Annotated in this window: 22 protein-coding genes; 13 read left to right on the forward strand and 9 right to left on the reverse strand. The window is 46.0% G+C overall.

Annotation, left to right across the window (positions count from 1 at the left end; all coding sequences use genetic code 11):
* The first annotated feature begins 6 nt into the window (after positions 1–6).
* The 5 genes from nqrF (at position 7) to ACUJFL_RS04685 (ending at position 6283) form a co-directional block, all read left to right on the forward strand.
* Positions 7–1233 carry an NADH:ubiquinone reductase (Na(+)-transporting) subunit F gene (nqrF, locus tag ACUJFL_RS04665; RefSeq protein WP_229585357.1) on the forward strand — a complete coding sequence of 409 codons (1227 nt, stop codon included), beginning with the start codon at positions 7–9 and terminating at the stop codon, positions 1231–1233.
* Between the two features lie 69 nt (positions 1234–1302).
* A complete protein-coding gene (locus ACUJFL_RS04670) occupies positions 1303–2316 on the forward strand; it encodes an FAD:protein FMN transferase (protein WP_445428619.1) in 1014 nt (337 codons plus the stop codon).
* An 8-nt stretch (positions 2317–2324) separates the two neighbouring features.
* Positions 2325–2537 carry a (Na+)-NQR maturation NqrM gene (gene nqrM, locus ACUJFL_RS04675; protein ID WP_226749576.1) on the forward strand — a complete coding sequence of 71 codons (213 nt, stop codon included), beginning with the start codon at positions 2325–2327 and terminating at the stop codon, positions 2535–2537.
* A 191-nt stretch (positions 2538–2728) separates the two neighbouring features.
* Positions 2729–5359: an ATP-binding protein gene (locus tag ACUJFL_RS04680; RefSeq protein WP_445428620.1), complete on the forward strand. Its 2631-nt coding sequence runs from the start codon at positions 2729–2731 to the stop codon at positions 5357–5359.
* 84 nt (positions 5360–5443) lie between these two features.
* Entirely contained in the window at positions 5444–6283 is an 840-nt protein-coding gene (locus ACUJFL_RS04685; RefSeq protein ID WP_226749578.1) for an HDOD domain-containing protein, read from the forward strand.
* 3 nt (positions 6284–6286) lie between these two features.
* Here the strand turns inward: ACUJFL_RS04685 and ACUJFL_RS04690 are convergent, their stop codons facing one another.
* Together ACUJFL_RS04690 and ACUJFL_RS04695 are read right to left on the reverse strand one after the other, a co-directional pair.
* On the reverse strand, positions 6287–7192 hold the full coding sequence (locus tag ACUJFL_RS04690; protein ID WP_306177080.1) for a recombination-associated protein RdgC: 906 nt from the start codon (positions 7190–7192) through the stop codon (positions 6287–6289).
* A gap of 57 nt (positions 7193–7249) precedes the next feature.
* Positions 7250–8992, reverse strand: a complete 1743-nt coding sequence (locus tag ACUJFL_RS04695) for a sensor histidine kinase (RefSeq protein ID WP_306177079.1) — start codon at positions 8990–8992, stop codon at positions 7250–7252.
* 125 nt (positions 8993–9117) lie between these two features.
* Between ACUJFL_RS04695 and ACUJFL_RS04700 the strand changes: the two genes are divergently transcribed.
* The 5 genes from ACUJFL_RS04700 (at position 9118) to ung (ending at position 15672) form a co-directional block, all read left to right on the forward strand.
* Positions 9118–10065: a sensor domain-containing diguanylate cyclase gene (locus tag ACUJFL_RS04700; protein WP_226749581.1), complete on the forward strand. Its 948-nt coding sequence runs from the start codon at positions 9118–9120 to the stop codon at positions 10063–10065.
* 221 nt (positions 10066–10286) lie between these two features.
* Entirely contained in the window at positions 10287–12761 is a 2475-nt protein-coding gene (gene thrA, locus ACUJFL_RS04705; RefSeq protein WP_445428621.1) for a bifunctional aspartate kinase/homoserine dehydrogenase I, read from the forward strand.
* A 3-nt stretch (positions 12762–12764) separates the two neighbouring features.
* Complete coding sequence (thrB, locus tag ACUJFL_RS04710; RefSeq protein ID WP_445428622.1) at positions 12765–13739, forward strand: homoserine kinase; 975 nt, start codon at positions 12765–12767, stop codon at positions 13737–13739.
* Complete coding sequence (thrC, locus tag ACUJFL_RS04715) at positions 13721–15004, forward strand: threonine synthase (protein ID WP_445428623.1); 1284 nt, start codon at positions 13721–13723, stop codon at positions 15002–15004. The genes thrB and thrC overlap by 19 nt, the downstream gene beginning before the upstream one ends.
* Positions 15004–15672, forward strand: coding sequence for a uracil-DNA glycosylase (gene ung / locus ACUJFL_RS04720; RefSeq protein WP_306177075.1), 669 nt, complete (start codon positions 15004–15006; stop codon positions 15670–15672). The genes thrC and ung overlap by 1 nt, the downstream gene beginning before the upstream one ends.
* 40 nt (positions 15673–15712) lie before the next feature.
* Here ung and ACUJFL_RS04725 read toward each other — a convergent pair whose 3' ends face one another.
* The 3 genes from ACUJFL_RS04725 to tal all read right to left on the reverse strand — a co-directional run bounded on the left by ACUJFL_RS04725 (position 15713) and on the right by tal (position 18657).
* Complete coding sequence (locus ACUJFL_RS04725) at positions 15713–15886, reverse strand: DUF3545 family protein (protein ID WP_226749586.1); 174 nt, start codon at positions 15884–15886, stop codon at positions 15713–15715.
* A 175-nt stretch (positions 15887–16061) separates the two neighbouring features.
* The gene (pgi, locus tag ACUJFL_RS04730) at positions 16062–17681 is read right to left on the reverse strand and encodes a glucose-6-phosphate isomerase (protein ID WP_445428624.1); all 1620 of its coding nucleotides are present in this window, start codon (positions 17679–17681) and stop codon (positions 16062–16064) included.
* Positions 17682–17706: 25 nt separating this feature from the next.
* On the reverse strand, positions 17707–18657 hold the full coding sequence (tal, locus tag ACUJFL_RS04735) for a transaldolase (protein ID WP_445428625.1): 951 nt from the start codon (positions 18655–18657) through the stop codon (positions 17707–17709).
* A gap of 340 nt (positions 18658–18997) precedes the next feature.
* Between tal and yaaA the strand changes: the two genes are divergently transcribed.
* The 3 genes from yaaA (at position 18998) to arfB (ending at position 21562) form a co-directional block, all read left to right on the forward strand.
* Positions 18998–19771 carry a peroxide stress protein YaaA gene (gene yaaA, locus ACUJFL_RS04740; RefSeq protein ID WP_445428626.1) on the forward strand — a complete coding sequence of 258 codons (774 nt, stop codon included), beginning with the start codon at positions 18998–19000 and terminating at the stop codon, positions 19769–19771.
* A 66-nt stretch (positions 19772–19837) separates the two neighbouring features.
* On the forward strand, positions 19838–21136 hold the full coding sequence (locus tag ACUJFL_RS04745) for an inosine/guanosine kinase (protein ID WP_445428627.1): 1299 nt from the start codon (positions 19838–19840) through the stop codon (positions 21134–21136).
* Positions 21137–21145: 9 nt separating this feature from the next.
* On the forward strand, positions 21146–21562 hold the full coding sequence (gene arfB, locus ACUJFL_RS04750) for an alternative ribosome rescue aminoacyl-tRNA hydrolase ArfB (RefSeq protein ID WP_236128719.1): 417 nt from the start codon (positions 21146–21148) through the stop codon (positions 21560–21562).
* A 6-nt stretch (positions 21563–21568) separates the two neighbouring features.
* Here the strand turns inward: arfB and dbpA are convergent, their stop codons facing one another.
* From dbpA to ACUJFL_RS04770, 4 genes are all read right to left on the reverse strand, one after another.
* Positions 21569–22957 carry an ATP-dependent RNA helicase DbpA gene (dbpA, locus tag ACUJFL_RS04755; RefSeq protein WP_226749592.1) on the reverse strand — a complete coding sequence of 463 codons (1389 nt, stop codon included), beginning with the start codon at positions 22955–22957 and terminating at the stop codon, positions 21569–21571.
* A gap of 70 nt (positions 22958–23027) precedes the next feature.
* The gene (locus tag ACUJFL_RS04760; protein ID WP_229585375.1) at positions 23028–23348 is read right to left on the reverse strand and encodes a bactofilin family protein; all 321 of its coding nucleotides are present in this window, start codon (positions 23346–23348) and stop codon (positions 23028–23030) included.
* An 8-nt stretch (positions 23349–23356) separates the two neighbouring features.
* The gene (locus tag ACUJFL_RS04765) at positions 23357–24307 is read right to left on the reverse strand and encodes a M23 family metallopeptidase (protein WP_445428628.1); all 951 of its coding nucleotides are present in this window, start codon (positions 24305–24307) and stop codon (positions 23357–23359) included.
* 196 nt (positions 24308–24503) lie between these two features.
* Positions 24504–24989 carry an FKBP-type peptidyl-prolyl cis-trans isomerase gene (locus ACUJFL_RS04770; RefSeq protein ID WP_445428629.1) on the reverse strand — a complete coding sequence of 162 codons (486 nt, stop codon included), beginning with the start codon at positions 24987–24989 and terminating at the stop codon, positions 24504–24506.
* Between the last annotated feature and the right edge of the window lie 4 nt (positions 24990–24993).

Raw genomic sequence — 24993 nt, forward strand, 5'->3', positions numbered from 1 at the left:
AACACCATGCAAGAGATTTATCTTGGCGTTGGCATGTTCACTGTCGTGGTACTGGCGCTAGTATTTATTATTCTAGCGGCCAAATCAAAACTGGTTGCCAGTGGCGATATCACGATCAGTGTTAACGGTGATCCGAGCAAAGCAATTAAAACAAAAGCAGGCGGTAAGTTATTAAGCGTTTTAGCTGATAACGGTATCTTCTTGTCATCAGCCTGTGGTGGCGGTGGTTCTTGTGGTCAGTGTCGTGTCCATGTACACGAGGGCGGTGGTGAGATTTTACCTACCGAGCTGGGTCACATCACTAAAGGTCAGGCCCGTGAAGGCTGTCGTTTGTCTTGTCAGGTTAATGTTAAAACTGACATGGACATCGAAGTAGAAGCAGAAATCTTCGGTATTAAAAAATGGGATTGCTCGGTTATTTCTAACGATAACAAAGCCACTTTCATTAAAGAACTGAAACTGCAGATCCCTGATGGCGAATCAGTACCTTTCCGTGCGGGTGGTTATATCCAAATTGAAGCGCCTGCGCATCACGTTAAATATGCAGATTTTGATGTTCCTGCACAATTCCGTGGTGATTGGGAACGTTTCAAATTCTTCACACTGGAGTCAAAAGTGGATGAGCCGACTATTCGTGCTTATTCAATGGCTAACTACCCAGAAGAAGAAGGCATTATCATGCTGAACGTGCGTATTGCTACGCCGCCACCCAATAACCTAACGCTGCCTTGCGGTAAAATGTCATCGTTTATTTGGTCTTTGAAAGAAGGCGACAAAGTAACGATTTCAGGGCCTTTTGGTGAGTTCTATGCCAAAGACACTGAAGCTGAAATGGTCTTCATCGGCGGTGGTGCAGGTATGGCGCCAATGCGTTCACACATCTTTGACCAATTACGCCGCTTAAAAACCAAGCGTAAGATCAGTTTCTGGTACGGTGCGCGTTCGAAGCGCGAAATGTTCTATGTTGAAGATTTCGATATGCTAGCGGCTGAGAACGACAATTTCGAATGGCATGTGGCGTTATCTGATCCACAACCAGAAGATAACTGGACTGGCTATACGGGTTTTATCCATAACGTAATTTATGAAAACTACCTGAAGAACCACAAAGCACCAGAAGACTGTGAATTCTACATGTGTGGTCCACCAATGATGAACAAAGCGGTTATCAATATGCTGAAAGACTTAGGCGTAGAAGATGACAACATTCTATTAGATGACTTTGGTGGTTAATCTAAGCGTGAAGCGGTAAAATAGTAGGGGTGACTTTTAGTCGCCCCTTATTTTTATCAGGAGCAGAACATGCGATTTATTCGCCCCTTGCTAATATTAGTGTTCGTTATATTGGTTGCGGCTTGCCAACCGCAGCAGACCTTTCCAGAATACAAAGTGGAAGGTAAAACGATGGGCACTTATTATGTCGTGAAATTTTACAGTGACAAAGAGCCGGATCTGACCGCGCTGCAAGCCACCTTTGATAGCGAGTTAGAGATATTAAACGATCTGATGTCGACCTATCGACCAGAATCTGAATTAATGCGCTTTAATCGCCAACAGAGCAGTGAGCCCTTTACCTTATCACCCCGTACGCAACTGGTTATAGCCGAAGCCATTCGTGTCGGACACGAAACGCAAGGTGTGCTTGATGTTACCGTGGCGCCATTAGTCGAATTATGGGGCTTTGGTGCGCAAGGTCGCATTGAACATGCGCCTGACGAGCAAGCGTTAATAGCCATACGCCAACATGTTGGTATTGATAAAATCAGTTTAAATGGCACTGAGTTACAAAAGAGCGATCCGCGGGTGAGTGTTGATTTGTCGACGATAGCTAAGGGCTATGGTGTCGATCAATTAGCAGAAATCTTATTGGCGCAAGGCATTACCCGCTTTTTGGTGGATATTGGTGGCGAAATGCGTGTAGGTGCAGCAAAACCTAATGGTGACTGGCGAGTGGCCATTGAAAAACCGATCGACCATGAACGTGCGGTACAACGCATTATGGCGGTAAACCAAATCGCGGTAGCCACCTCAGGTGATTATCGTAATTACTTTGAGGAAGACGGTATTCGTTACTCGCATTTAATTGATCCGCGCACGGGTAAACCGATCCAGCATAAAACAGTATCTAGCACTGTGCTGCATGCTTCCGCTATGACGGCAGATGCCTATGCCACAGCGTTAAATGTGATGTCGGCAAGTGAGGCACTGGCGTTTGCTAATCAGCAGCAGCTTGCTGCATTAATTATTGAAAAAACGGATGCCGGTTTTGTGGAACATATATCAGATGCTTTTAAACCTTATTTAACTCAACCTTGAGGTGAACAATGACCATTTTTTTAATGACCTTTGGGTTATTTTTAGTTGTAGTTGTAGCAATGGCCAGCGGTTATTTATTACAGCGTAAGTCACTTGCCGGAAGTTGTGGTGGTTTAGGTGAATTGAACATCGATAAAGCTTGTGACTGCGATAAACCTTGTGAGAAAAGACAAAAACGTTTAGAAAAAGAAAAGTTTTGGCAAGATAATAAAATTATTTAAAGTACAGGGCTAGGTCGCTATGCGATCTAGCCCAATCAAGGCTATGCCATGTTCATGACTAGCATATCTTGCGTTAACCGAGCTAAATCTGCTTTTTGTCGTCAAAACTGCCTGATCCCTTGTCGCTGACTGCAATGCTGAGTATGCTGTAAGTCCATTGTTATTAACAATTATAATAGGCGTAAGCCAGCATGAGGCTTCGGGAAACACTGTTAATCTATATGTTGCCGCTATTGATTTTACCTTTAGCGCTGCTAGGCTATTTGGCATATCACTACAGTAACACCGTCAAACAGCAACAATTGTTTCAGCAGGTTTCACAGCATTTAAACGACCAACAACAATACCTCAATGACTATTTAAGAGTTAATCAGACTAAGCTGTCGTTACTCACCATCTCAAAACGCCTTAATCAGTATTTACAGACGGGCTCCGCCGAAGATAAACAGGCCGTTGATAACTTGTTTCAAGAAGTCGCTGCGCAAGATGAAACGCTACGATCCATCAAGTTGTTGCGGCTAAATGGCGATGAGGATGTGATATACCCACTTCAACAGGTGGTTTCGACGGTACCTAGCCGTTTTAGGAATGAATATTTTTCTTTAGTGCAAGCAATGATCGAAGATCAAACGGTATTTCTCGCGCCACATGGCGCAGATCGTCAATTACAGGTCTTTATTGTGAAAAAGCTTTACCTTGCGGATAGTCGCGCGAATCGGCAAGTGTGGGGTTATATTTTGATGGTACTCGATGCCGAGCCCTTTGCCCAAGTCGCGAATAACCCTGTTTCAGCCAATAGTGTCACTTTATTGGTTAATCGTGCCGCCACCATTGCGTATGCCGCTAATCAATCTTTAATTGGGAGTGCCTTCCCACCCAGTCAATATCGGATCATTCAGCAGAGTATTGACCATACTAACTTTATTGATAGTTTATTGCTGGGCCAACCGAAACTTTTACTCGGTAAAAACTTAGCGGGCTCGTATCAGCTGATCTACGGCGTGGATGCAGACGAGATGTATAGCCAGTTTTCAAAATGGCCATTGCATATATTGTTGTTCGCGTTATTTTGTATCTTCGCAGTGCCTATCCTAATACATCAAATACTGATTTATCAGGTGTTTAACCCGGTAAAACAACTGACGGCAGCCAAAACGGCGGTTGGCCGGGGGAATTTTGCTACATTCCTTGAAATACGTAAGCAAGATGAACTCGGTGATATGTTCGCGGCTTTTAATGTGATGGTGCGCCAGTTACGCGTGTACCGTGAACGCGAAACGATCTATAAACAGCAACTCGAAGATAAGGTATTGCGTCGTACTCAAGATCTCGCCCGGGCCAATAGCGATTTAGCATCAGCTAACCAAGAATTAATTTTAGCGCGTGAAGTGGCCGAGCAAGCCAACCGTTTAAAAAGTGTTTTTTTAGCTAACATGAGCCATGAGATCCGCACACCACTGACCGCGATTATTGGTTTTAGTGAGCAAGCCTTAAATGAAACAGAACAAGCAACCCGTTCGGATTATTTACGGCGCGTGTTGCGCAGTAGCGAACATTTGCTTGGCTTAATCAACGATATTTTGGATTTATCAAAAATTGAAGCTGACAAATTAGAGCTGCAATTAAGCCAGGTCGATTACTTGGCGATGCTTAATGAAATTTATCAGCAGACCAAGGAGCAAGCCCGCCAAAAGAGGCTAGAATGTCAATTACACATTCAGTTTCCGTTACCGCAAACTCTTTATGTGGACAGCTTGCGTCTTCGACAGGTGTTATTAAATCTCACCAGTAACGCCGTGAAATTTACCCGTAAAGGTAAGATCTTGTTGGCGGTCAGTTATGATGCAGCACATTCGCGGCTGTCGATTAAAATAAAAGACACTGGCATTGGCATGAATAACGAAGAGCAACAGCGTTTATTCCAGCCGTTTATGCAAGCCGATGCCACCGTTACTCGCGATTTTGGTGGAACGGGTTTAGGCTTGTGTATCTCGAAAAAGCTGATTGAGCAAATGTCGGGTGATATTTTGGTCGAGAGTGTCAAGGGCATTGGCAGTAGCTTTGAATTACTGTTGCCTGTTGCCGACAAAGTGAACCTGATTGAGCAATATGAGGCTGTTGAACCCCTTGTTGAGCCGCTAACCGAGCGTGAAACGCAGTGGCAGCTTAATGCGCTGGTGGCGGAAGATAACCCGGATAACCAACTGCTGCTAGCGTTAATGCTAGATAAAGTGGGAGTGCATCATGAATTGGTCAGTAATGGCCATCAAGCGGTAGAGCGCGCTTTAGCCGGCCGTTTTGATGTGATCTTTATGGATATGCAAATGCCTGTGATGGGTGGAGAAGAAGCCACTCAATTGATCCGACTGGCCGGCGTGAACACCCCCATTATTGCAGTGACGGCTAATGTGATGGCTGAGGATGCCGAGCGTTATCGTCTAGCGGGGTGTCAGGAATTACTTGGCAAGCCTATTGTGCAAAAAGAATTTTTGTCCTTGTTGCGTCGTTATGCTAAAACAACGTCAAGCAAATTACAGGAGTTGGAACAGCATTTAGCCCAAGATCCCGCAATGCAAGCGCTAAAAGCGCGTTTTAAAGCGCAGTTGCCGGCGTTATTACAGCAATTTGAGCTAGCTTTGCAGCAGCAGGCTTGGTCTAGCTTAGAGTTTGATGCCCATAGCTTAAAAGGCAGTGCGGGCAGTATGGGGTACCCACAGCTCACCCAACTTGCCGACGCATTAGAAAAAATAGCAAAACAGCAAGATGTGGCTGCGGTGCAAGCTATGTTGCAACAGATGCAGCAGATAATCGAGCAAGCTTAATGTAGTCGCATCGGCTTAAACCGAGGGTGCTCACTATTAAGCCCTATAACGAGTTTTCATTGATTAACCGAGAGACTGCGCAGTATGAGTGCACAACAAGCATTACTGACTATTTTAGATGACAAGATCCGTAATGACCGCTTGGTCTTACCGACCTTGCCAGAAATTGCGTTACGAGTGCGGCAACGAGCCGATGACGCCAGCGTAAGCCTCGCGCAAATGGCAGAAGTTATTTCACAGGATCCCTCTTTGGCAGCCCGGCTGATGAAAGTCGCTAACAGCGCCTTTATGGGGCGTTCAATTAAGGTGAGCACCTTAAACCAAGCAGTTACTCGAATTGGTTTAAGCCAAATTAAAAATATTGCCACCGCGATGGCGGTAGAGCAGTTATTCATATCGCAATATAAACAAGTACAGCAGCATTTAGATAAATTATGGCAAGACAATGTGCAGGTCGCGGCAATCGCGGTGGCTTGCTTAAAAGCCTATCAAACGGTGAATAAGCAATGTACGTTAAGTGCAGATGTGATGACGTTATGTGCGTTAGTGCATAATATTGGGGCACTTGCCGTGATCACCGAAGCCGAACGGCATCCAGAAGTATTTGGGCATCCGATTTTTTTAACCAGTGTGATCGACAAGGCCGCGCCTTATATAAGTGTCAAAGTGTTAAAGGCCTGGGGTTTCGATGACGAGTTGCAGCGCGCAGCCAAAACATGGCGTGTCTGCAAGGCCAGCCCAGAATTAGATTATACTGATTTTATTCGTTTAGCGGCCGTAGCTCGCGGTTTTTACAAATCAACGGAAGAACAACACCAATTGCTAACGCATTATGTTACGCAGCAAGTGGTGTCGGTACCGGAGTTTATGCAACAACCGCAAATTGCCAACCTTTATCAAGACATTCGGCAACTGTTTCAATAAATCTTAACTTTCCGGATGGCTATTCACCTGCTCGCTGATGGCGAGCAGGGCATTGTTGACACTGTCCGCCATCAATAACAAATCAGCATCTAATCGCGCTGGTAAATCATCCCAGCCCAGTTCATCGTTGTGATCAATAACGCTATCTGGGTATTTGACTTGTTTGATACTGCCATCATCTGTGATGGTTAATGAGACACCTTCGGTTTGTTGCAAGCTAATGCGCGTAACCAGTTTATCTTGTAAATGAGTTTGCACTTCATCGGCGCTGAGTAAATGATTACTAAAGCGCACCTTGGCGCCTTCTTCATCGGGCGCTTTTAACTCGACTTCCGCCCCTGGCATAAAGCCCTTGGGTAAATCTTCATGCTTTAACCATTGTTGCAACTGACTATTCAGTTTATGACTGTCTAACCAAGGTAAAGCCGGTAAAGAACCGATCGCTTTGCGCAGTAAAGCCAAGATATCTTCTGCTTTACTCGCACTGCTGCTATTAATTACCAACCAGTTTTGTTGCGCATCATAATAACCTTGAGTCAGCTGAGAGCGACTGAAAGCACGCGGCAGTAAAGTATGGATAAGCTCTTCTTTTAAAGCCTGTTTTTCTTTGCGACTTAACGCGCGGCCTTGTTCTTGCTCGGCAGCATCAATTTTGGGTTGTAATTCTTCATTGATCACGGCAGCAGGCAGGATCTTTTCTTGGCGCTTAATCGCAAAAAACCAGCGGTGCTGCTGTTGATGGCAATATTGTTTAATACTGTTATGCAGAGGATAGCTAAACCCACTTTTCACTGCTTCTTGACCGGTACAAGGGCTGAACTTAAATTCAGCGAAGGCTTGCTCAAGGCTGGCCAAATCTGTTGTCAGCGGAGCGCTGAGTTTGTAAACCCGAATATTTTTAAACCACATAAAAACCTTACTTCATTTTACAACAAAGACCGGCAGTATAACCTGCTTCAAGCGGCGCTATCTATTTAGTTTTTTAGGAAAACAAATATGATAATGCAAGCCTTCGCCCAGTTGGCTGCTGACCTCAATGCTGCCACCTAGCGTTTGGCGTACTAAGTTGTAGATGATATGTGTACCTAAGCCGCTGCCACCCTGATTGCGCTTGGTGGTGAAGAACGGATGAAATAATTGCGCTAACTGATCGGCCGCGAGCCCTTTACCATCGTCAGCATAATGGATGTCAATATTGTGTTCGTTGTCTAGCACGGTAATGCGGATCAGCCCATGCTCTCGGTCTTCAAAGCCATGGATCAATGAGTTCATCAACAGGTTGGTAATAATTTGTGAAATGGCACCGGCAGGGCAATCTAGGATAATGTTCTCTTCACAGTTCACCTCAATTTGGTACTGGGTTTTCTTAAAATGCGGCTGTAATGAACGAATAATTTCATTGAGATAGTGGCAAAGATTGATGGTGCGTGTGGCTTCACTGGCTTGATCCACGGCGATTTGTTTAAAGCTAGCAATCAGATCGGATGCTCGCGATAAATTTGATTGTAATAAGGCAGTACTTTGTTGTGCTTCTTGTAAGAATTCTTCGAGCATTTTGGGCGTAAGCTGTTTTTGTTGATAAGCGCTGCTCAGTTTGCTGACACGCTCATCTAAAAAGCTGGTGGCCGTAACACAGATCCCGACGGGGGTATTCACTTCATGAGTAATGCCAGCGACTAAACCGCCGAGTGCCGCCATTTTTTCAGATTGCACTAACCGGTCTTGCGCTAAGTTTAAGTTATCAATGGTTTCCTGCAACTCACGTTGTTTTTGCAGTAAGTTACTTTCTGTTTGCACGCGCTGTTCGATCTCTTCACGTAGAGCTTGTTTCTTATGCAATAATTCTTGTTTTTGTTGTTGCAAATCCATCATCGCTTGACTTAACCCCGAGGTTTTCCGCGCGACTTCTTGTTCTAATAAGAGGTTTTGTTGATCTAATTTATTATGTGATACCAGCAATTGTTGCTGTGTTTGTTTTAATTGGCCTTGATTGTCGCTTAACCGAGCCAGCAGCCGGTTAAACGCATTCGCCATAAAGGATAGTTCAGCGCCTTGGTCTTCTGCGACAATGACTTTGCTGCCATCTAACTGGTCGAGCTCTAAATCTTCAATTTGTTGGCTTAAATCAGCCAAAGGTTCAATCAGATAACGGCGAAACGCCAGTAGAAATAAGATGATTAAAAAAGTGGTTTTTAGCATTGCGTTGGCAATCAGGAAATATAAACCCACTTTGATACGTTCGATAACAATATCGCGGCTGGAAAATAGCGTGACATCGCCCACTTGGCTCGTTCTGCCAGAAAACTCAAAGATTAACGGAAAGGTAAATCCAAAAATACCCGAGCCTTGTTCACTTAAACTGACTTCTTCACTCACCAATTGGTTGCTAAAGCGTTGTTGAATATCAATATAACGGCCAGATTGAGTAATAATGGCGCCGTTATCGTCCCGCACAATAATCCCTTCAATCGTTGGGATGGCTAACAAGCCGTCGGCAATATTCAAGGTTTGTGGGGTGTTGAGCTCCCAAATCGCCCTCGTCAAACTGCCAGCGAAGGTGTTTTGTAAGGTGGTTAGCTCGTTATTAATATAATTTTTGGCGTTGTAATATTCAGCAACGATCTGGCCAACGGTCACCACAAGCGTCAAAATAAAATAGACTGATAAGACTTTTGTCAGCAGCTTTTTTGACAAGCTGGGTTGCTGCATGGTATCACCCTAAGATTGATCATCGTTTTATTGTTATGTATTACTGTTACCATAACGAATAAGCGTAAGATTTAAAATAGTTATAGCAAAATAGTCAGCAATCGGCAGTAAAAAGAGGAATCTGTGTGATCTCGTCGATATTAGTGTCCATGGTACAACATTTACCTGGTGGCGTTCTGTTACTGAATTCGCATTGCCAAATCAGTTACGCCAACAGCTTTATTTACCGATATAGCGAATTGACAGAGCGAGAGCTGGTAGGCAAATCGTTTTTTTCTTTGTTTCCCGAAGTGCCTAAAGCGTGGTTCAATCGGAAAATGCAGAGCGTGTTGACCAGCCAACAAACCGAACAGATTAGCTGGCAACAGCGCTTGTATTTACTCAAGTTTCCTCGCCAACAACACCTGGACCAAACACAAGTGTATATGGCGCAAAATTGCACGCTTATTGCCTTACGTCACCCTCAAACTCACGAACAATTTCTGTGCTTGTGGATCCAAGATGCCAGCGAGCAAGCGCGTTATCACGCTAAATTATTAATGACGCAGCAGCAATTAAAAATTCATGATCGCCAAGATAGTCTTACCGGCTTGATGAATCGGCAATTTTGGCAGCAACAATTACTGTTAGAAATCGCACGAGCCGAGCGATATGAGCGGCCTTTATCGCTAATGATGTTTGATATTGATCAGTTTAAACACCTTAATGATCAATATGGCCACAAAGCAGCAGATATCTTGTTACAGTCGCTGGCGCGTCATTGTGCAGGGTTATTGCGTGATAATGATCTCTTAGCACGCTTCGGTGGCGCCTCTTTTGCGGTCGTGCTGCCAGATACCACCTTAAATGGGGCAATAGAAGTGGCTAACCGGGTCCGTTTGCAATTATCAGAACAGGCTTTTATCGAGCATGAACCCAAAGTGCGGGTGACAATTAGTGCGGGCGTGAGTTTGCATCAAATGTCGAACAGTGCAGATGAACTGATCTTGCAAGCCGATCAAGCGCTGTATCAAGCCAAACGAGCAGGCCGAAATCAGGTCAGTATTTGGAATACCGCAGCGATAGCCAGTTAAATCAGAAAAAGGATTGACAGACGTCTATAAGTCCGTGCATAGTGTGTTCATGAAAATAAAAATGACAGCACTCACCATGATTATTATCACCACCAACCCTGCGGGGTAGGAGGTCGGCGGTGTGTTGTCTGTAAAAAGGCCCGTGACCTCAAAAGGTTTCGGGTTTTTTTTTGGCCGATAATGGCGATGGGTCTGCGATAGCAAAACAACGAAAGACGACAATGCGCGAGGAGAGAGAGATGAGGGTGCTAAAATTTGGTGGGTCATCGTTGGCGTCAGTTGCCCGCTTCAGTGAAGTGGCAACGATCGTGATGCAACAAGCTACGACGGAACAAGTGTGTTTAGTCTTATCGGCCCCACAAGGGGTGACCAATACGCTGGTAGAATTAACGGATCTGGCTTATTTGGGTGCCGATTTTCAAGCGCTACTGCAACAGTTACAGCAACGTTATCAGCAACTATTGCAAGATGTGGTGGGTATCAGTGCCGCACAGCAACAGGTTGTGCAACAGTTAATTACCCAGCAAATTGAACAATTAAGTTTGCGATTACAGGGTATGAGCCTATTACGCTTCTGTCCCGATCATATCAAGGCGCAAATTCTGGGCTTGGGTGAACAATTTAGCGTGGCGCTGATGACAGCGTTGTTGCAAGCGCGTGGTGCAGATGCCGCATCACTTGACTCCGTAAAATTAGTGAAAAGCCATGGTGATTTCTTAAATGCCACCGCGGATGTGGAAGCGACGGCACAACAATTTCAACAAGCCCTTGCCGGTTTGCCCGCCAGTATCTATGTGTTAGCGGGTTTTGTTTCAAGCAACGCTCAAGGCGAAACGGCTTTATTGGGGCGAAACGGTTCAGATTACTCTGCTGCAGTCGTCGCTGCGGCGATCCGAGCCAGTGCCTGTGAAATCTGGACTGACGTTGATGGTGTTTACAGTGCCGATCCCCGGCAAGTAAAACAGACGCGCTTAATTGATCGTTTGTCGTATGATGAAGCGATGGAGCTATCGTACTTTGGTGCTAAAGTACTGCATCCGAAAACCATCGGCCCCTTAGCGCGAGTGCAAATACCGTGTTATATCAAAAATACGTTGAACCCAAGTGCACCCGGTACCTGTATCGATAACGACGGTGATGGGGAAGCCTTAGTGAAAGGGATCTCAAGCCTAGAGCATTTAGCGTTAATTACTGTTTCCGGCCCTGGCTTGAAAGGTGTCGTGGGCATGGCGAGCCGGGTTTTTGCTTCTATGGCACGCTCTCAAATCTCGGTCAGTTTGATCACACAATCTTCGTCTGAATTCAGTATCAGTTTTTGTGTGCCTCAATTACATTTGCAGGCCGCAAAACGCGCCTTAGAGCAAGAATTTGAACTCGAATTACAAACCAAATTATTACGGCCGTTAATCATTCAATCTGATATGGCTATTGTCAGCTTGGTGGGGGATGGTATGCGTCAACATAAAGGTGTTGCCGCGAAGTTCTTTGCTTCTTTAGCGCAAGCCCGAGTAAATGTTGTGGCGATAGCGCAAGACAGCAGTGAGCGTTCAATCTCGGCGGTGGTAGAGCAACGTAGTTGTCAAAGTGCGGTAAAAGTGTGTCATGAAAACTTCTTTAGCCACATCCCGAGTATTGATGTGTTTTTGGTGGGGTGTGGTGTGGTTGGTAGTGAGTTATTGGCTCAGATCCATCGTCAACAAGCGTTTTTGCAACAACGACAAGTGCGCTTAACGGTGTACGGCATTGCCAACAGTAAGCAGCTTTTATTAGCCGGCGATGGCATTGCGTTAGAGTCATGGCAGCAACAATTGCCGGCTGCCAAGCAAACCTTCTCTTTGGCTGAGTTAAATCGTTTTGTGCAAGAACAGCATTTGATTAACCCGGTATTGGTGGATTGCACCAGTTCACAGCAAATTGCCGATCAGTATGCTGATTTTCTGGCGGCAGGTTTTCATGTCGTGACACCCAACAAAAAAGCCAACACAGCCAGTTTAGACTATTATCACAAGCTACGGACCGTTGCCCAGCAACAGCGTCGTCGCTTCTTATATGAAACCACTGTAGGCGCTGGCTTACCGGTCATTGATACTCTGCAAGGTTTAATTAACGCGGGTGATGAACTGTTAGCCTTTGAAGGCATTTTATCCGGTTCACTCTCTTATATTTTTGGTGAGTTAGAAGCGGGTGTTGCTTTATCAACCGTGACGGCCAAAGCCAAGGCGCTGGGCTTTACTGAGCCGGATCCACGTGATGATTTATCGGGTATGGATGTCGCACGTAAGCTGTTAATTATGGCGCGGGAATCGGGTTTACAGCTGGATTTAAGTGATGTCGAGGTGGAGTCTGTATTACCTGCCGACTTTGATGCCAGTGGCAGTATCGATGACTTTATGGCGCGTTTACCCAGCCTTGACGAGCATTTTGCAAAGCGCTTAGCCGAAGCCAAAGCAGCAGGGCAGGTGCTACGTTACATTGGTGAAATTCGTGATGGTAAATGTAAGGTGGCCATTAAAGCGTTAGCGGTTGATCATCCCTTAGCAAAAGTGAAAGACGGTGAGAACGCCTTATCGATGTTAAGTCGTTATTACCAACCTATCCCGTTTGTGCTGCGGGGCTATGGTGCCGGAGCCGCAGTGACGTCGGCAGGGGTGTTTAGCGATATCATGCGCACGCTAAGTTGGCAGCAGCAGGTATAAATAATGCAAAAAAACAGTATTAAACGGTATTACGCTCCGGCATCGACCGGTAATTTGTCGGTCGGCTTCGATTTGCTTGGCGCAGCCTTTGCGCCAGTAGATGGCAGTTTGCTGGGCGATGTATTAGATATCTTAGGCGAGGCGGAGTCTTTATCGCTGACCATCAGTGGCCGTTATGTGCATCAATTACCTGCAGGTACCACGGATAATTTAGTAAGCCAAGCCTTTTATGCTTTTGAGGAAGCGTTAGGTAAAACGCTACCTCGCTTGCAATTACACTTACATAAGAATCTACCCGTTGGTAGCGGTTTAGGTTCTAGTGCTTGCTCAATTGTTGTTGCTTTTTATGCATTTAACGATTATTTCGGTCAGCCCTTTAGTCAAACTGAACTGCTACAACTGATGGCCACTGCTGAAGGGGGCGTCAGTGGTAGTGTGCATTATGACAATGTCGCGCCTTCTTATTTTGGTGGCTTGCAATTAATGCTACCGGATAGCCCGGCAATTTGTCGCAGTTTGCCTTGGTTTGCAGACTGGCAAGTGGTGTTATGCTACCCCGGTACCGTGTTATCCACCAAAGCGGCGCGTGAAGTGTTACCAAAACAACTCTCGTTAGCACATAGCATTAAATTTGCAGGTGCCTTAAGTCGCTTTGTTAGCGCCTTATACAGTAGCGACGACGTTGATGCGGCGGCCGCTTTACAAGATCTGGTGGCTGAACCGGCACGTTTGCCGCTATTACCTGAATTAACGGCATTGCGAGCAGCGCTCACTGACGCAGGGGTGTTGCATTTAGGTATTTCTGGCGCAGGGCCAACGTTATTTGCCGTATGTAATAGTAGCGCTGTAGCTGATTTCACGGCTCAATATCTGCAAACCCATTATGCAAAAAATCAAGATGCGCTCACCGTAGTGTGTCGTCTGGCGAATACAGGCGCGCGGGCGCTGGAGGAACAAGCATGCAATTACATAATTTAAAAGTACCTGCAGAGCAGGTCAGTTTTTTACAAGCTGTACGCCAGGGGCTAGGGCAGCAACAAGGGCTGTTTTTCCCGAGCAGTTGGCCCAAATTGGATATTGAGCATTTACTAAGTTTGCCCTTAGTGCAGCGCAGTGCGGAGATTTTATCTACGCTGATTGGTGATGAACTCAGCCCTCAGCAAGTACACCAGATGGTTGCACAGGCTTTTACCTTTCCGGCACCGCTGGTTGCAGTAAACGAGCAAGTGCATTGCTTAGAGTTATTTCATGGCCCAACGCTAGCTTTTAAAGATTTCGGTGGGCGCTTTATGGCGCAAGCGTTGGCGCAAGCGCAGCAGCAACAACATACTACGATTGTGACTGCCACTTCGGGTGATACTGGGGCTGCCGTGGCGCATGCCTTTTTTAAACAACCGGGTGTGCAGGTGGTGATTTTGTATCCGAAGGGTAAAATCAGCATGCTGCAAGAAAAACTGTTTACTACGTTGGGTGAAAATATTACCACCGTAGCGGTGGAAGGCGATTTTGATCAATGTCAAGCGTTAGTTAAACAAGTGTTCGATCATAAAGCACTGGTTGCTGAATTTAATATCAACTCGGCTAACTCGATTAATATCAGCCGCTTGTTTGCACAAATTTGTTATTACTTTGAAGCTATGGCACAAGTACCGGTAGATAAACGCTCAGAAGTGGTTATCGCGGTGCCGAGTGGTAACTTTGGTAACCTAACGGCGGGTTTAATTGCCAAAGCTTTGGGGTTACCGATCAAGCGCTTAGTGGCTGCAACCAATCTTAATGATACGGTGCCTCGTTATTGGTTAAATGGCGAATGGCAGCCAAAAGATACCCGTGCAACCTTGTCTAATGCTATGGATGTCAGCGCCCCCAACAATTGGCCGCGGGTTGAAGCATTGCTAGCGCAAGGTGTGATAAGCCGCAGTGATATTGAAGCGACCATGGTTGATGAAGACGATACGCAAGTCGGTATGCGTTTATTGGCGCAAGAAGGTTATTTAAGCGAGCCGCATGCGGCCGTGGCTTATAAAGCGTTAAAGCGTAGTTTACAACCGGGTGAGTTTGGGATCTTCTTAGGTACGGCGCATCCGGCCAAGTTTAAAGAGCAGGTCGAGAATATTCTTGGCAATCCAATCGCGTTACCGGCAATTTTAGCTAAATGTGCCGCTGAGCCGGGCTTAAATTTAGAGATCCCTGCTGACTTTAGTGCCTTAGAGCACGTGATTCGGCAAAAGGCTGCTCAATAATGCTGTGGGCCGATGTGTTGGCTGCTGAAAAACAGCAGCCTTATTTTTTAGACTTACTGGCTCAGGTTGAACAGGCGCGAGCCAGTGGTAAGGTGATTTATCCACCGAGTAATGAGGTGTTTAATGCGTTTAAATTAACGCCATTAGCACAGCTAAAAGTGGTTATTTTAGGCCAGGATCCCTATCACGGGCCAAATCAAGCACATGGCTTGGCTTTTTCAGTTAGAGCTGGGGTAAAAGTGCCGCCGTCGCTACGTAACATCTACAAAGAGCTGGCGCTGGAATATGCTGATTTTTCCGCCACGGATCAAGGCTGTTTACAGCGCTGGGCTGAGCAAGGGGTATTGTTACTGAACACGGTGCTGACTGTGGAAGCGAATAGCCCGAATTCACATCAGAAACTTGGGTGGGAGCTGTTTACCGATTTTGTTATCCAACAAATTTCCGCTCACTCTGAACAGGTGGTGTTTTTATTGTGGGGCAGTCATGCGCAAAAGAAAGCCCGGCTGATTGATGCTCAGCGGCATCATATTTTAACAGCGCCGCATCCTTCGCCTTTATCAGCGCACCGAGGATTTTTCGGATGTGGTCACTTTTTACAGACCAATAGCCTATTAAAAGCGGCGGGTAAGACGCCGATTAATTGGCATGCGATCCTAGCACAGTGATGAAAACAATAGGCCCGCTATAGAGTAGCGGGCCTATTGTTTATAATTCAATGGTATCTAGTTCAGGTTCGATGGTCCAATCTATGTCACAGAGTTCCTTTTTGAGACGTTGACGCTCTTTCAGCTCTTCAATTTCACGCCATTTGCGTTTGACCACACGTGTCTTCGCAGCAGGTCGTTCCAACATATTCAGTAAGTCTTCGAAGCTTTCCATATTACGGCCTCATCTGATGTTGATTTTGTTGTTATTTTCAACAAAGGTTCTACCATATTTTGTTTAAAAATAAAACTAAAAAGTGACAACAAGATGACAAGCTAAAAAAAGGCTGCGAAAGCAGCCTTTTTACGTTAATCAAATAATAATAAGCTTGGTAAACTTAGTGGTATGCCTAAGGTTTTTGCAAAAAGCGTTTTATTAAGCTGGCGGTTGAGCAATCAAATTGTCCGTCAGCTTGACCACTGATCGCCTGATAAATGGGGCCTGAGAGTTGTTTACCTAACTCGACGCCCCATTGATCAAAGCTGTTCAGCTCCCAAATAGCCCCCTGACAAAACACCTTATGCTCATACATGGCGATTAACGCGCCGAGGTGATAAGGCGATAAAGCATCGAGTAGTAGGGTGTTGCTGGGCTTATTACCCGGCGATACTTTATGTGGCGCCAGCTCTGCCGCGGCCTGTTGTGTCATGCCTGCAGCTAAGCATTCGGCAAGGGCTTCCTCTTCCGTTTTACCCTGCATCAACGCTTGTGTTTGCGCAAAACAATGCGCCGCTAAGCGTTGATGTTGATCCGCTAAGCTGTGGCTTACCTGTAAGGGCAGAATAAAATCAGCCGGTACTTTTAATTGGCTTTGATGTAACAATTGATGATACGCATGTTGACCATTAGTGCCTGCATCGCCCCAGATCACCGGTGCCGTGGCGTCTTGTAGTGGTTGGCCGCGACGGTCAACCGACTTACCATTACTCTCCATATCCAGTTGTTGCACATAAGAGGGCAATAAACGTAAATAATGACTGTAAGGCAATAAGGCTTGAGCTTGGCAACCAAAACCATTGATGTACCAAATGCCTAGCAATGCCAAAATAACCGGCAAGTTTTCACTAAAGGGGGCATTAAAAAAGTGCTCATCCATGGCGGCAGCACCGGCTAGCAATTCTTTAAAAGCGCTATTGCCGATCATTAACGCAATAGGTAAACCAATGGCAGACCATAATGAATAACGACCACCAACCCAATCCCACATGGGTAAAATATGTTTCTCAATAATGCCAAACTCGGCAGCCGCTTTAACATTAGACGAGGTCGCCCAAAAGTGATGAGCAATGGCGTTACTGTCGGCACCGGCGTCGTTAAACCACTGCCGTAATGCCAAGGCATTTTGTTTGGTTTCTTCGGTGCCAAAAGACTTAGACGCCACCACGACGAGGGTGGTGGCAGGATCGAGTTTTTTGGTAATATCGCTCACCACCGCACCGTCGATATTACCTGCGAAGTGCAAGTTCACCGGGCTGCAATGATAGGGAGTCAGTGCTTCTACGGCCATCTGTGGGCCTAATAATGAGCCACCAATGCCAACCCAGACTAAATCAGTAATCGGTTTACCTTGATAGCCGATATAACGTTGTGCGTGTAAATCATCAATTAATTGTGCCATTTGCTGCTGACAAGCCGTAATGGCTGCACCAATATCTTCGCCGGCTAGCTGTAAATTGCTCAGATCTTGTTGGCGTAATCGCGTATGCCACACGGTGCGCTGTTCAGTATTATTAATGGCCGCACCGGCTTGCATTTGTTTACTAAGCTGACGAATTTTGCTTTGTGTGGCTAATTGCTGCAAGGCTTGCCAACTTTGCTCGTCTAATAAGTTCTTTGAATAATCTAAATAGATACCACAAGCGCTGGTGCTAAAGCGTTTAGCACGGCCCGGTTCTGCTGCAAATAATTGCCGCAGGGGTTGCTGCTTCGCTGCTAGAGGGCTTAATAAAGCCGAAAGGGTTACCGACATCGCGTCATCTCCTACAAATCAGAGGTTAAAGTTGGGCAGCGAGTAATGCTTCGAGTTTGCGTTGATCCACAGCAAATTTGCGGATCCCTTCAGCCAATTTTTCCGTCGCCATGGCGTCTTCGTTGAGTGCCCAGCGAAAGGCTTCTTCGGTTAATGCTGCCGGTTTCGTCGCTGTGGCGCCGTCATCTTTCAAATGTACGGTTAATTCGCCTTGCTGCTGTTGCAGCTCTTCTAACAAACCTGGGCTGATGGTTAAACGGTCACAGCCGGCAAGCGCCAATACTTCACCAATATTGCGGAAGCTGGCACCCATCACTACTGTGTTGTAACCATGGGTTTTGAAGAAGCGGTAGATCTCGCGTACCGACAAGACACCGGGATCGGTTTCGGCAGTGTAGTCTTGTTTGGTATTGGCTTTGTACCAGTCTAGTATACGCCCAACAAAGGGAGAAATCAGGAACACACCGGCTTCGGCACAAGCGCGTGCCTGCGCCATGTGGAATAACAGGGTTAAATTACACTGAACGCCTTCTTGCTCAAGCACTTTGGCCGCTTGGATCCCTTCCCAAGTTGAGGCAATTTTAATTAAGATGCGTTCACGACTGACACCGTTTTGCTGGTATAAGGCCACTAATTGCCGTGCCTTGGTTAAGGTTGCATCACGATCAAAGGACAATCTGGCATCGACTTCGGTAGACACGCGACCAGGGACTAACTTACTAATAGCCGTGCCAATATCTACCGCAAATTTATCACTGGCTAAGCTTAACTGCGAGTCTTTGTCACTGGTTTGTGTTTTAGCATAGGCAATAGCTGCCGCTAAGATGGGCTTGGCAAAGTCGAGTTGACTGGCATTTAATAATAACGATGGATTGGTGGTGGCATCTACCGGACGAAACTGTTCAATAGCACCTAGATCACCGCTATCAACGACCACGGTGGTGACGGCTTTTAATTGGCTTAGAAGATCATTCATGTTGTTCACTTACCACTTATTAGTTGGAATTAGCTTAAGTATACGTCTAAATGGCTATTCTTGTAATAAAATAACAACAAAATAGCCGTTTGTCTAAAAACAGGGTTAATGTGGGATCTGCCCTTAACGAGGCGGCTCTGCCGTTAGTTGCAGTTTAACGAACGTAAGATGGCAGTCAGCAAAAACCAGATACAGCGGGCGACAGAGTGGTAACGCTGATGCAGATTCCTTTTGCAATCGAGTTAGTAAACAGCATAATGGGCTATATCGTTGTCTGCAAGGTCTGAAACAGCGGCTGTGCAGTATAAACGCTCATTTTGTCAAAATAGGAGCCGTCTTTATGTTGATGGTGGTATCGCCAGCCAAAGATTTAGATTTAACCCCCGTCTCGCGTGAGTTGAGTTTTAGCCAACCTGCTTTATTACAGGATGCCAAAGCATTAGCCACGGTTTGTAAGCAGTTAACCCCAGCTGATTTGTCATCGTTAATGCATATTAGTGATAAGTTGGCCGGTTTAAATGCGGCACGCTTCGCGCAGTGGCAACCTCCGTTTAATACCGACAATGCGAAAGCTGCGTTATTTATGTTCAATGGTGATGTGTATCAGGGCTTAGCGGCAGATAGTCTGTCGGATGACGAGCTACGCTATGCGCAAAACCATTTGCGTATTCTCAGCGGTTTATATGGTGTATTAAGACCCTTGGATTTGATGCAAGCTTATCGGCTTGAGATGGGCACAAAACTGTCGAATCCGCGCGGTAAAGATTTGTATGCCTTTTGGCAGGCCGAAGTGACCAAGGCTTTACAGCAACAGCTGGCGGCTTTAGGCAGTGATGTATTACTCAATTTAGCCTCACAAGAGTATTTTAAAGCGGTTGATAAAAAACACTTATCAGCACGTATTATTACGCCTGAGTTTCGGGACTATAAAAATGGCCAATACAAAATCATCAGTTTTTATGCCAAAAAAGCGCGTGGCCTGATGGCGCGTTATGTGATCCAGCACGCATTACAGGAACCCGCACAATTACAACAATTCGACCTTGATGGTTATTATTTCAGCGATACGTTATCCAGCTTGGATAAACCGGTGTTTTTGCGTGATGCCAGCTGACATTACTTTACTTTTTTGCCGGTATTTTTGTTAACATATCGGCTTGTTTTCAGTTGAGCTTACGCTATGAAATTTCCTGGTCTGCGCAAAATAAAGCATTACTTCCCAGTATCCCAACCTAAACCACAACTGCCCAGTTTTGAAGTGCGGCCGGAGTTGGACACGTATATCGTAGGGCTTGATCAAACTATCGTTGATGTAGTGGCCAGTGTCAGTGATGAGTTTCTCGCGAAACATAATATTCCCAAAGGGTTATCCAATTTAGTCGCACATGAAAAAGCCAACGAGATTTACCATGAGTTGGTGGTGGAGCAAGCGATTTCGGATCATTTTGCCGGTGGCACTATTGGTAATACCATTCATAATTACTCCGTATTAGCCGATGATAAATCGGTGTTGCTCGGCGTGATGTCAGCCAATATCGCGCTGGGTTCGCCAGCCTATCATTATGTGTGTCATACCAGCTCAAAAGTGGATATGAACCGCCTGCAAGGTGTTGCCGGTGATATTGGCCGTGGTATCACGATGATTACGCCCGATGGTGAACGTACTTTTGTTATCGATCCCAGTGATATGGATCAGTTGGCACCGGAGTATATCCCAACTGACATTATTGCAGGTGCGGCAGCGTTTGTGGTGAGTGCTTACCCCTTGCGCGCCACTGATCAGCCCATTCAACAAGCTATGCTTAAAGCGTTGTCTGATGCCAGTGAGAAGCAAGTACCGGTTGTGATGAGCTTAGGGACACGGCATTTGGTGGAAGAAAACCGCGAGCAAATCATTGAAACCGTTAGCAAATATGTCAATGTTCTGGCGATGAATGAATTAGAGGCCGAAGCGTTAACCGGCTTTGCTGATCCGCTACGCGCAGCGCAAGCCGCTTTAGAGATCACCGATATGGTGTTGATCACCGCGGGTGCTGAGGGGCTATACTTGTGCGGTTATACTGATGAAAGTATGAAACGTGAAAGTTCTAACCCGATCAAATCGGCCAGCTTAGCAGATTTTAATCGCTTTGAGTTTAGTCGGCCGATGCTGCGGCAAAATTGCCAAGCCCCCTTGAAGGTGTATTCGCACATTGATCCGTATTTAGGCGGTCCAGAGCGCATTAAAAATACCAATGGCGCCGGTGATGGGGCCTTGGCGGCCATATTACACGATATGGCGGCGAATCATTATCATAAACAAGTGCAGCCGTTATCGAGCAAGCACGAAGAGTCATACTTGGCTTATTCATCGTTTGCACAATTATGTAAATACGCCAATCGGGTCAGCTATGAGATTTTAGTACAGAATGCTCCTCGTTTGTCTAAAGGCCTACCTGAGCGCGAAGATAGCTTAGAAGAGGCTTACTGGGAGCGTTAAGGAGCAGCGGTGATCAGGATTAATGCAAATGTTCATGTAGCAGATGATGAGTTGAGTTGGCAATTTGTGCGCTCATCTGGCCCTGGTGGCCAGCATGTAAACAAAGTATCAACGGCAGTGTTGCTGCAGTTTGATATTGCCCACTCCAGCTTACCTGAGATCTACAAAAGCCGTTTGCTGCAATTGTCTGATCACCGTATTACACCCAGCGGCAAAATTTTGATTAAATGTCAACAAAGCCGCAGCCAAGAGCAAAACCGCGAGCTGGCATTATTGCAATTTGTGGAGCTGGTGCACAGTGTCAGTAAAACCCCGAAGAAGCGTTTTGCCACCAAACCGACTTATGGTAGCCAGCAAAAACGCTTACAGCAGAAGAAGCAGCAAGGCCAAACTAAGGCCTTGCGCCGTGATAAAGGTTTTGAGTAGGGCTAGTTAATCGTTACCTAAACGGTAAGCCCGAAAACTGCGGCCCTTGATGCGGCTGTTGTTTAATTGCTGCAAAGCGGCTTTTAAAGCGCTGCGTTTTACCGCCACATAAGCCCGAAAATCCTGCAATTGAATTTTACCAATATCGGCAAAAGCAATCTGATCATCACGGGTGAGCGCGCCCACAATATCGGCCGGGCGTAATTTTTGTTTTTTACCGCCGTCAATTTCAATGGTTGCCATTAACGGTAATAGCGGCTTGCTATTGCGGGTTTCAGGTAAGGGCTCAGGATTAATCTCTTGGCCCAGCGCCTCTTCAAGTTGGCTAATTTTATTACCGTCTTGCGTGGTATACAGCGTGCAGGCGACCCCTTGCTCGCCGGCACGGCCGGTGCGGCCAATTCTATGGATATGCGTATCGGTATCATGCGCCAGCTCAAAGTTGATCACCAGATCGAGCTTTTCGATATCTAAACCGCGTGCCGCCACATCGGTGGCCACCAACAATTGTAAGCTGCCATTGGCAAATTGCAGCAGTTGTTGTTCGCGTTCGCGCTGCTCTAAATCACCGTGTAAGGCAGCCACACTAAAACCGGCATATTTTAATTGCTCGGCTAAGCTTTGCACTTCTTTACGGGTATTGGCAAAAATAACGCAGCTTTGCGGCGCTTTAGCCAAAATTAAACGTACCGTGGCTTGGCTGCGTTCTTGGTTATGGCTTAGCAAAAAGAATTGCTGATTAATGTTGGCTTTGGTAGCAGGGCTATCAATAATCACTTCTTGGGGTGAGTGTAACAGCTCGTTTGCTAGTTTCTTTACGGCAGGCGCAAAGGTGGCACTAAACAGCAGTTGTTGGCGCTGTGCTGGCATAGCATCGATGATCTGTTGTAAGTCTTCGGCAAAACCCATCTCGAGCATCCGATCGGCTTCATCGAGCACTAACATCGTCAGTTCTTCTAGGTTCAAACGATCATGTTGTAAATGATCTAACACTCGACCCGGTGTGCCCACAATGATGTGCGCACCGTGTTCTAAAGACAAAATTTGTCCTTTGGCCGGAATACCACCACATAAGGTTAATACTTTGATGTTATGGATGCCGCGCGCCAAAGTTCGAATTTCGGTGGCGACTTGTTCAGCCAATTCACGTGTGGGGCATAACACTAAACTTTGTACCCGAAAACGCTTAACGTCTAAATTGCTGAGTAAGCCTAGTGCAAAGGCGGCTGTTTTACCCGAGCCCGTCGCGGCCTGAGCCAGCACATCTTTACCCGCTAAAATTGCAGGTAGGCTTTGTGCCTGCACAGGCGTAGGCTGATGATAATTCAAGCTGGTTAAGGTATCGAGTAAGGCGGGTGAAAGCGCAAAAGCGCTGAAACTAAGTTGAACACTCAAGGGAACTATCCTGCACTAGGCGCAGACCCATTGTCTGCACGTAAAGGGCATAGTGTAGCATAAACAGGCGTTATTTCGCTTGGCTAAGTTCAGCAACGTTGTTGGGTTGCAATTCGTCGGTTAACAGCAGATTTTGTTGGCCAGGTTTAGAGGCATGCGTTTCGCCGAAAAAACTGCCACCCCGTTCGATACACAAATTATCGCTGAACACCACGCCATGTGCTTTGCCTTGAGGCAGTATTTCAACTATGTTAGCGGTGATTTGACCATCGAAATAGCCATTTATCATCACTTTGTCAGCGGTGATTTCGCCAACAACTTTACCACTACAGCTGATGATGACAGTACTTTTGCATTCGACGTTACCTTCAAGTTCGCCGTCGATTTGCATATCACTGTTTACTCGGCAGTTGCCGTTAAGGACGCATCCCTCAGCGATGACAGTTGTAATTGTGTGCTTGCCTTGGTTTGCAACATGGTTACCAAAGAATCCCATTTAATACTCCTCTCTTTTTCGAACAACAGGTCGAAATTACCGGAATCCCATTCCATAAAGTGTTGTGGATTAAGCGACCGGTCAAGAAAATGAATTTCATAGTGTAAATGCGGTGCGGTTGAACTGCCGGTATTGCCTGCTTTCGCGATTAATTGGCCTTTGTGGACAAAGGTGCCACTTGCCACATTAAAGTCTGATAAATGAGCGTAAAGCGTGGCAAAACCAAAAGCATGACGTATTTTTAATAAGTTGCCATAACCGCTATTGCTGCGACGCACTAATTCCACTACGCCGTCAGCAGGGGCATAAATTTCGGTACCTTTCGGTGCTGTGAGATCGATACCATTATGATGCTTGCGCTTGCCTAAAATAGGGTGGGTACGAACGCCATAGCGAGAAGAACGTTTATCGAAATCAAGTGGTGAGCCATTGGGTACCAGCTGCAACATGGCCATCCTTGCACTGGCATTTACGGTGGCGATATCCAGTCGAGCTTCTAAATTTTGGTCGATACCTTGCTCTAAACCTAAATTCTGTTCAATTTCACCCAAACGCTGGCTGACTTGCAGCATCTGATCTTGTTTAAGGGTTAATTCGTGTTCTAGGGTTTCGCGAGCGGCATTTAACTGAGCCAGTTGTTGCTGTAAAGCATTCGTTTGTGAGGTCAGTAGCTGTTGCTCGGTTTTGGTTTGTTCAACCGTATGCAGCAAATAGTTAATCACCGCCGCGGTGATCAGTACTGAAAACAGCACAAGCCATAAGCCAATAACAGCGTTGCGCTTAAATATCTTACCGATACTAAAGTGCTTGGTGCCGTTGATGCTAGAGATAGAAATACTAATACGATCTTTCATCAGCTGGATAATGTGCTCAGTGGCTGAAAAATAACAATGGCTAAAAATATGTGGCTTTGGGGTGGCTGTCAAGCAGTTCATGCGGCGGGTTGCACTACTTCAGAGCAATGATTTTTCAGTTGGCATGTTTGCTTAGGGTCAATAAAAAAACCGCAGCGGTCACTGCGGTTTTTTTTATCAATGAAATCAATAGGCCTTAGTGTGAAGCATGTCCATCTAAACCATGCACATGGCCGTGCGCCAGTTCTTCCTCTGTCGCATCACGAACTAACACAACTTCAACATCAAAACTGAGTTCAATGCCGGCGAGTGGGTGATTACCATCAACGACGACTTCTTCATCTGTGACGTCGACAATAATGACTGGCTGTTCACGTCCATCCGGGCCGGATGCGCGAAAACGCATGCCTACTTCTACATCCATACCTTCAAACATGTTTTTCGGTACGGATTGCACTAGTTGATCATGACGCTCGCCGTAAGCATCTGCAGCAGCAATGCTGCTCGTAAATTTATCGCCACTGTTTTTGCCAATCAGTGCTTGTTCCAGACCTGGGATCAATGCACCATGGCCAAACAGGAAGACTAGAGGTTCGCCGCCAGCAGAAGAGTCAAGCTGGTTACCTGCAGTATCTGTTACTGTGTAATGGATGGCGACGACTTTGTCTTGAGAAATGGTCATGCAA

It is taken from the genome of Alishewanella sp. HL-SH05, from assembly GCF_052655985.1.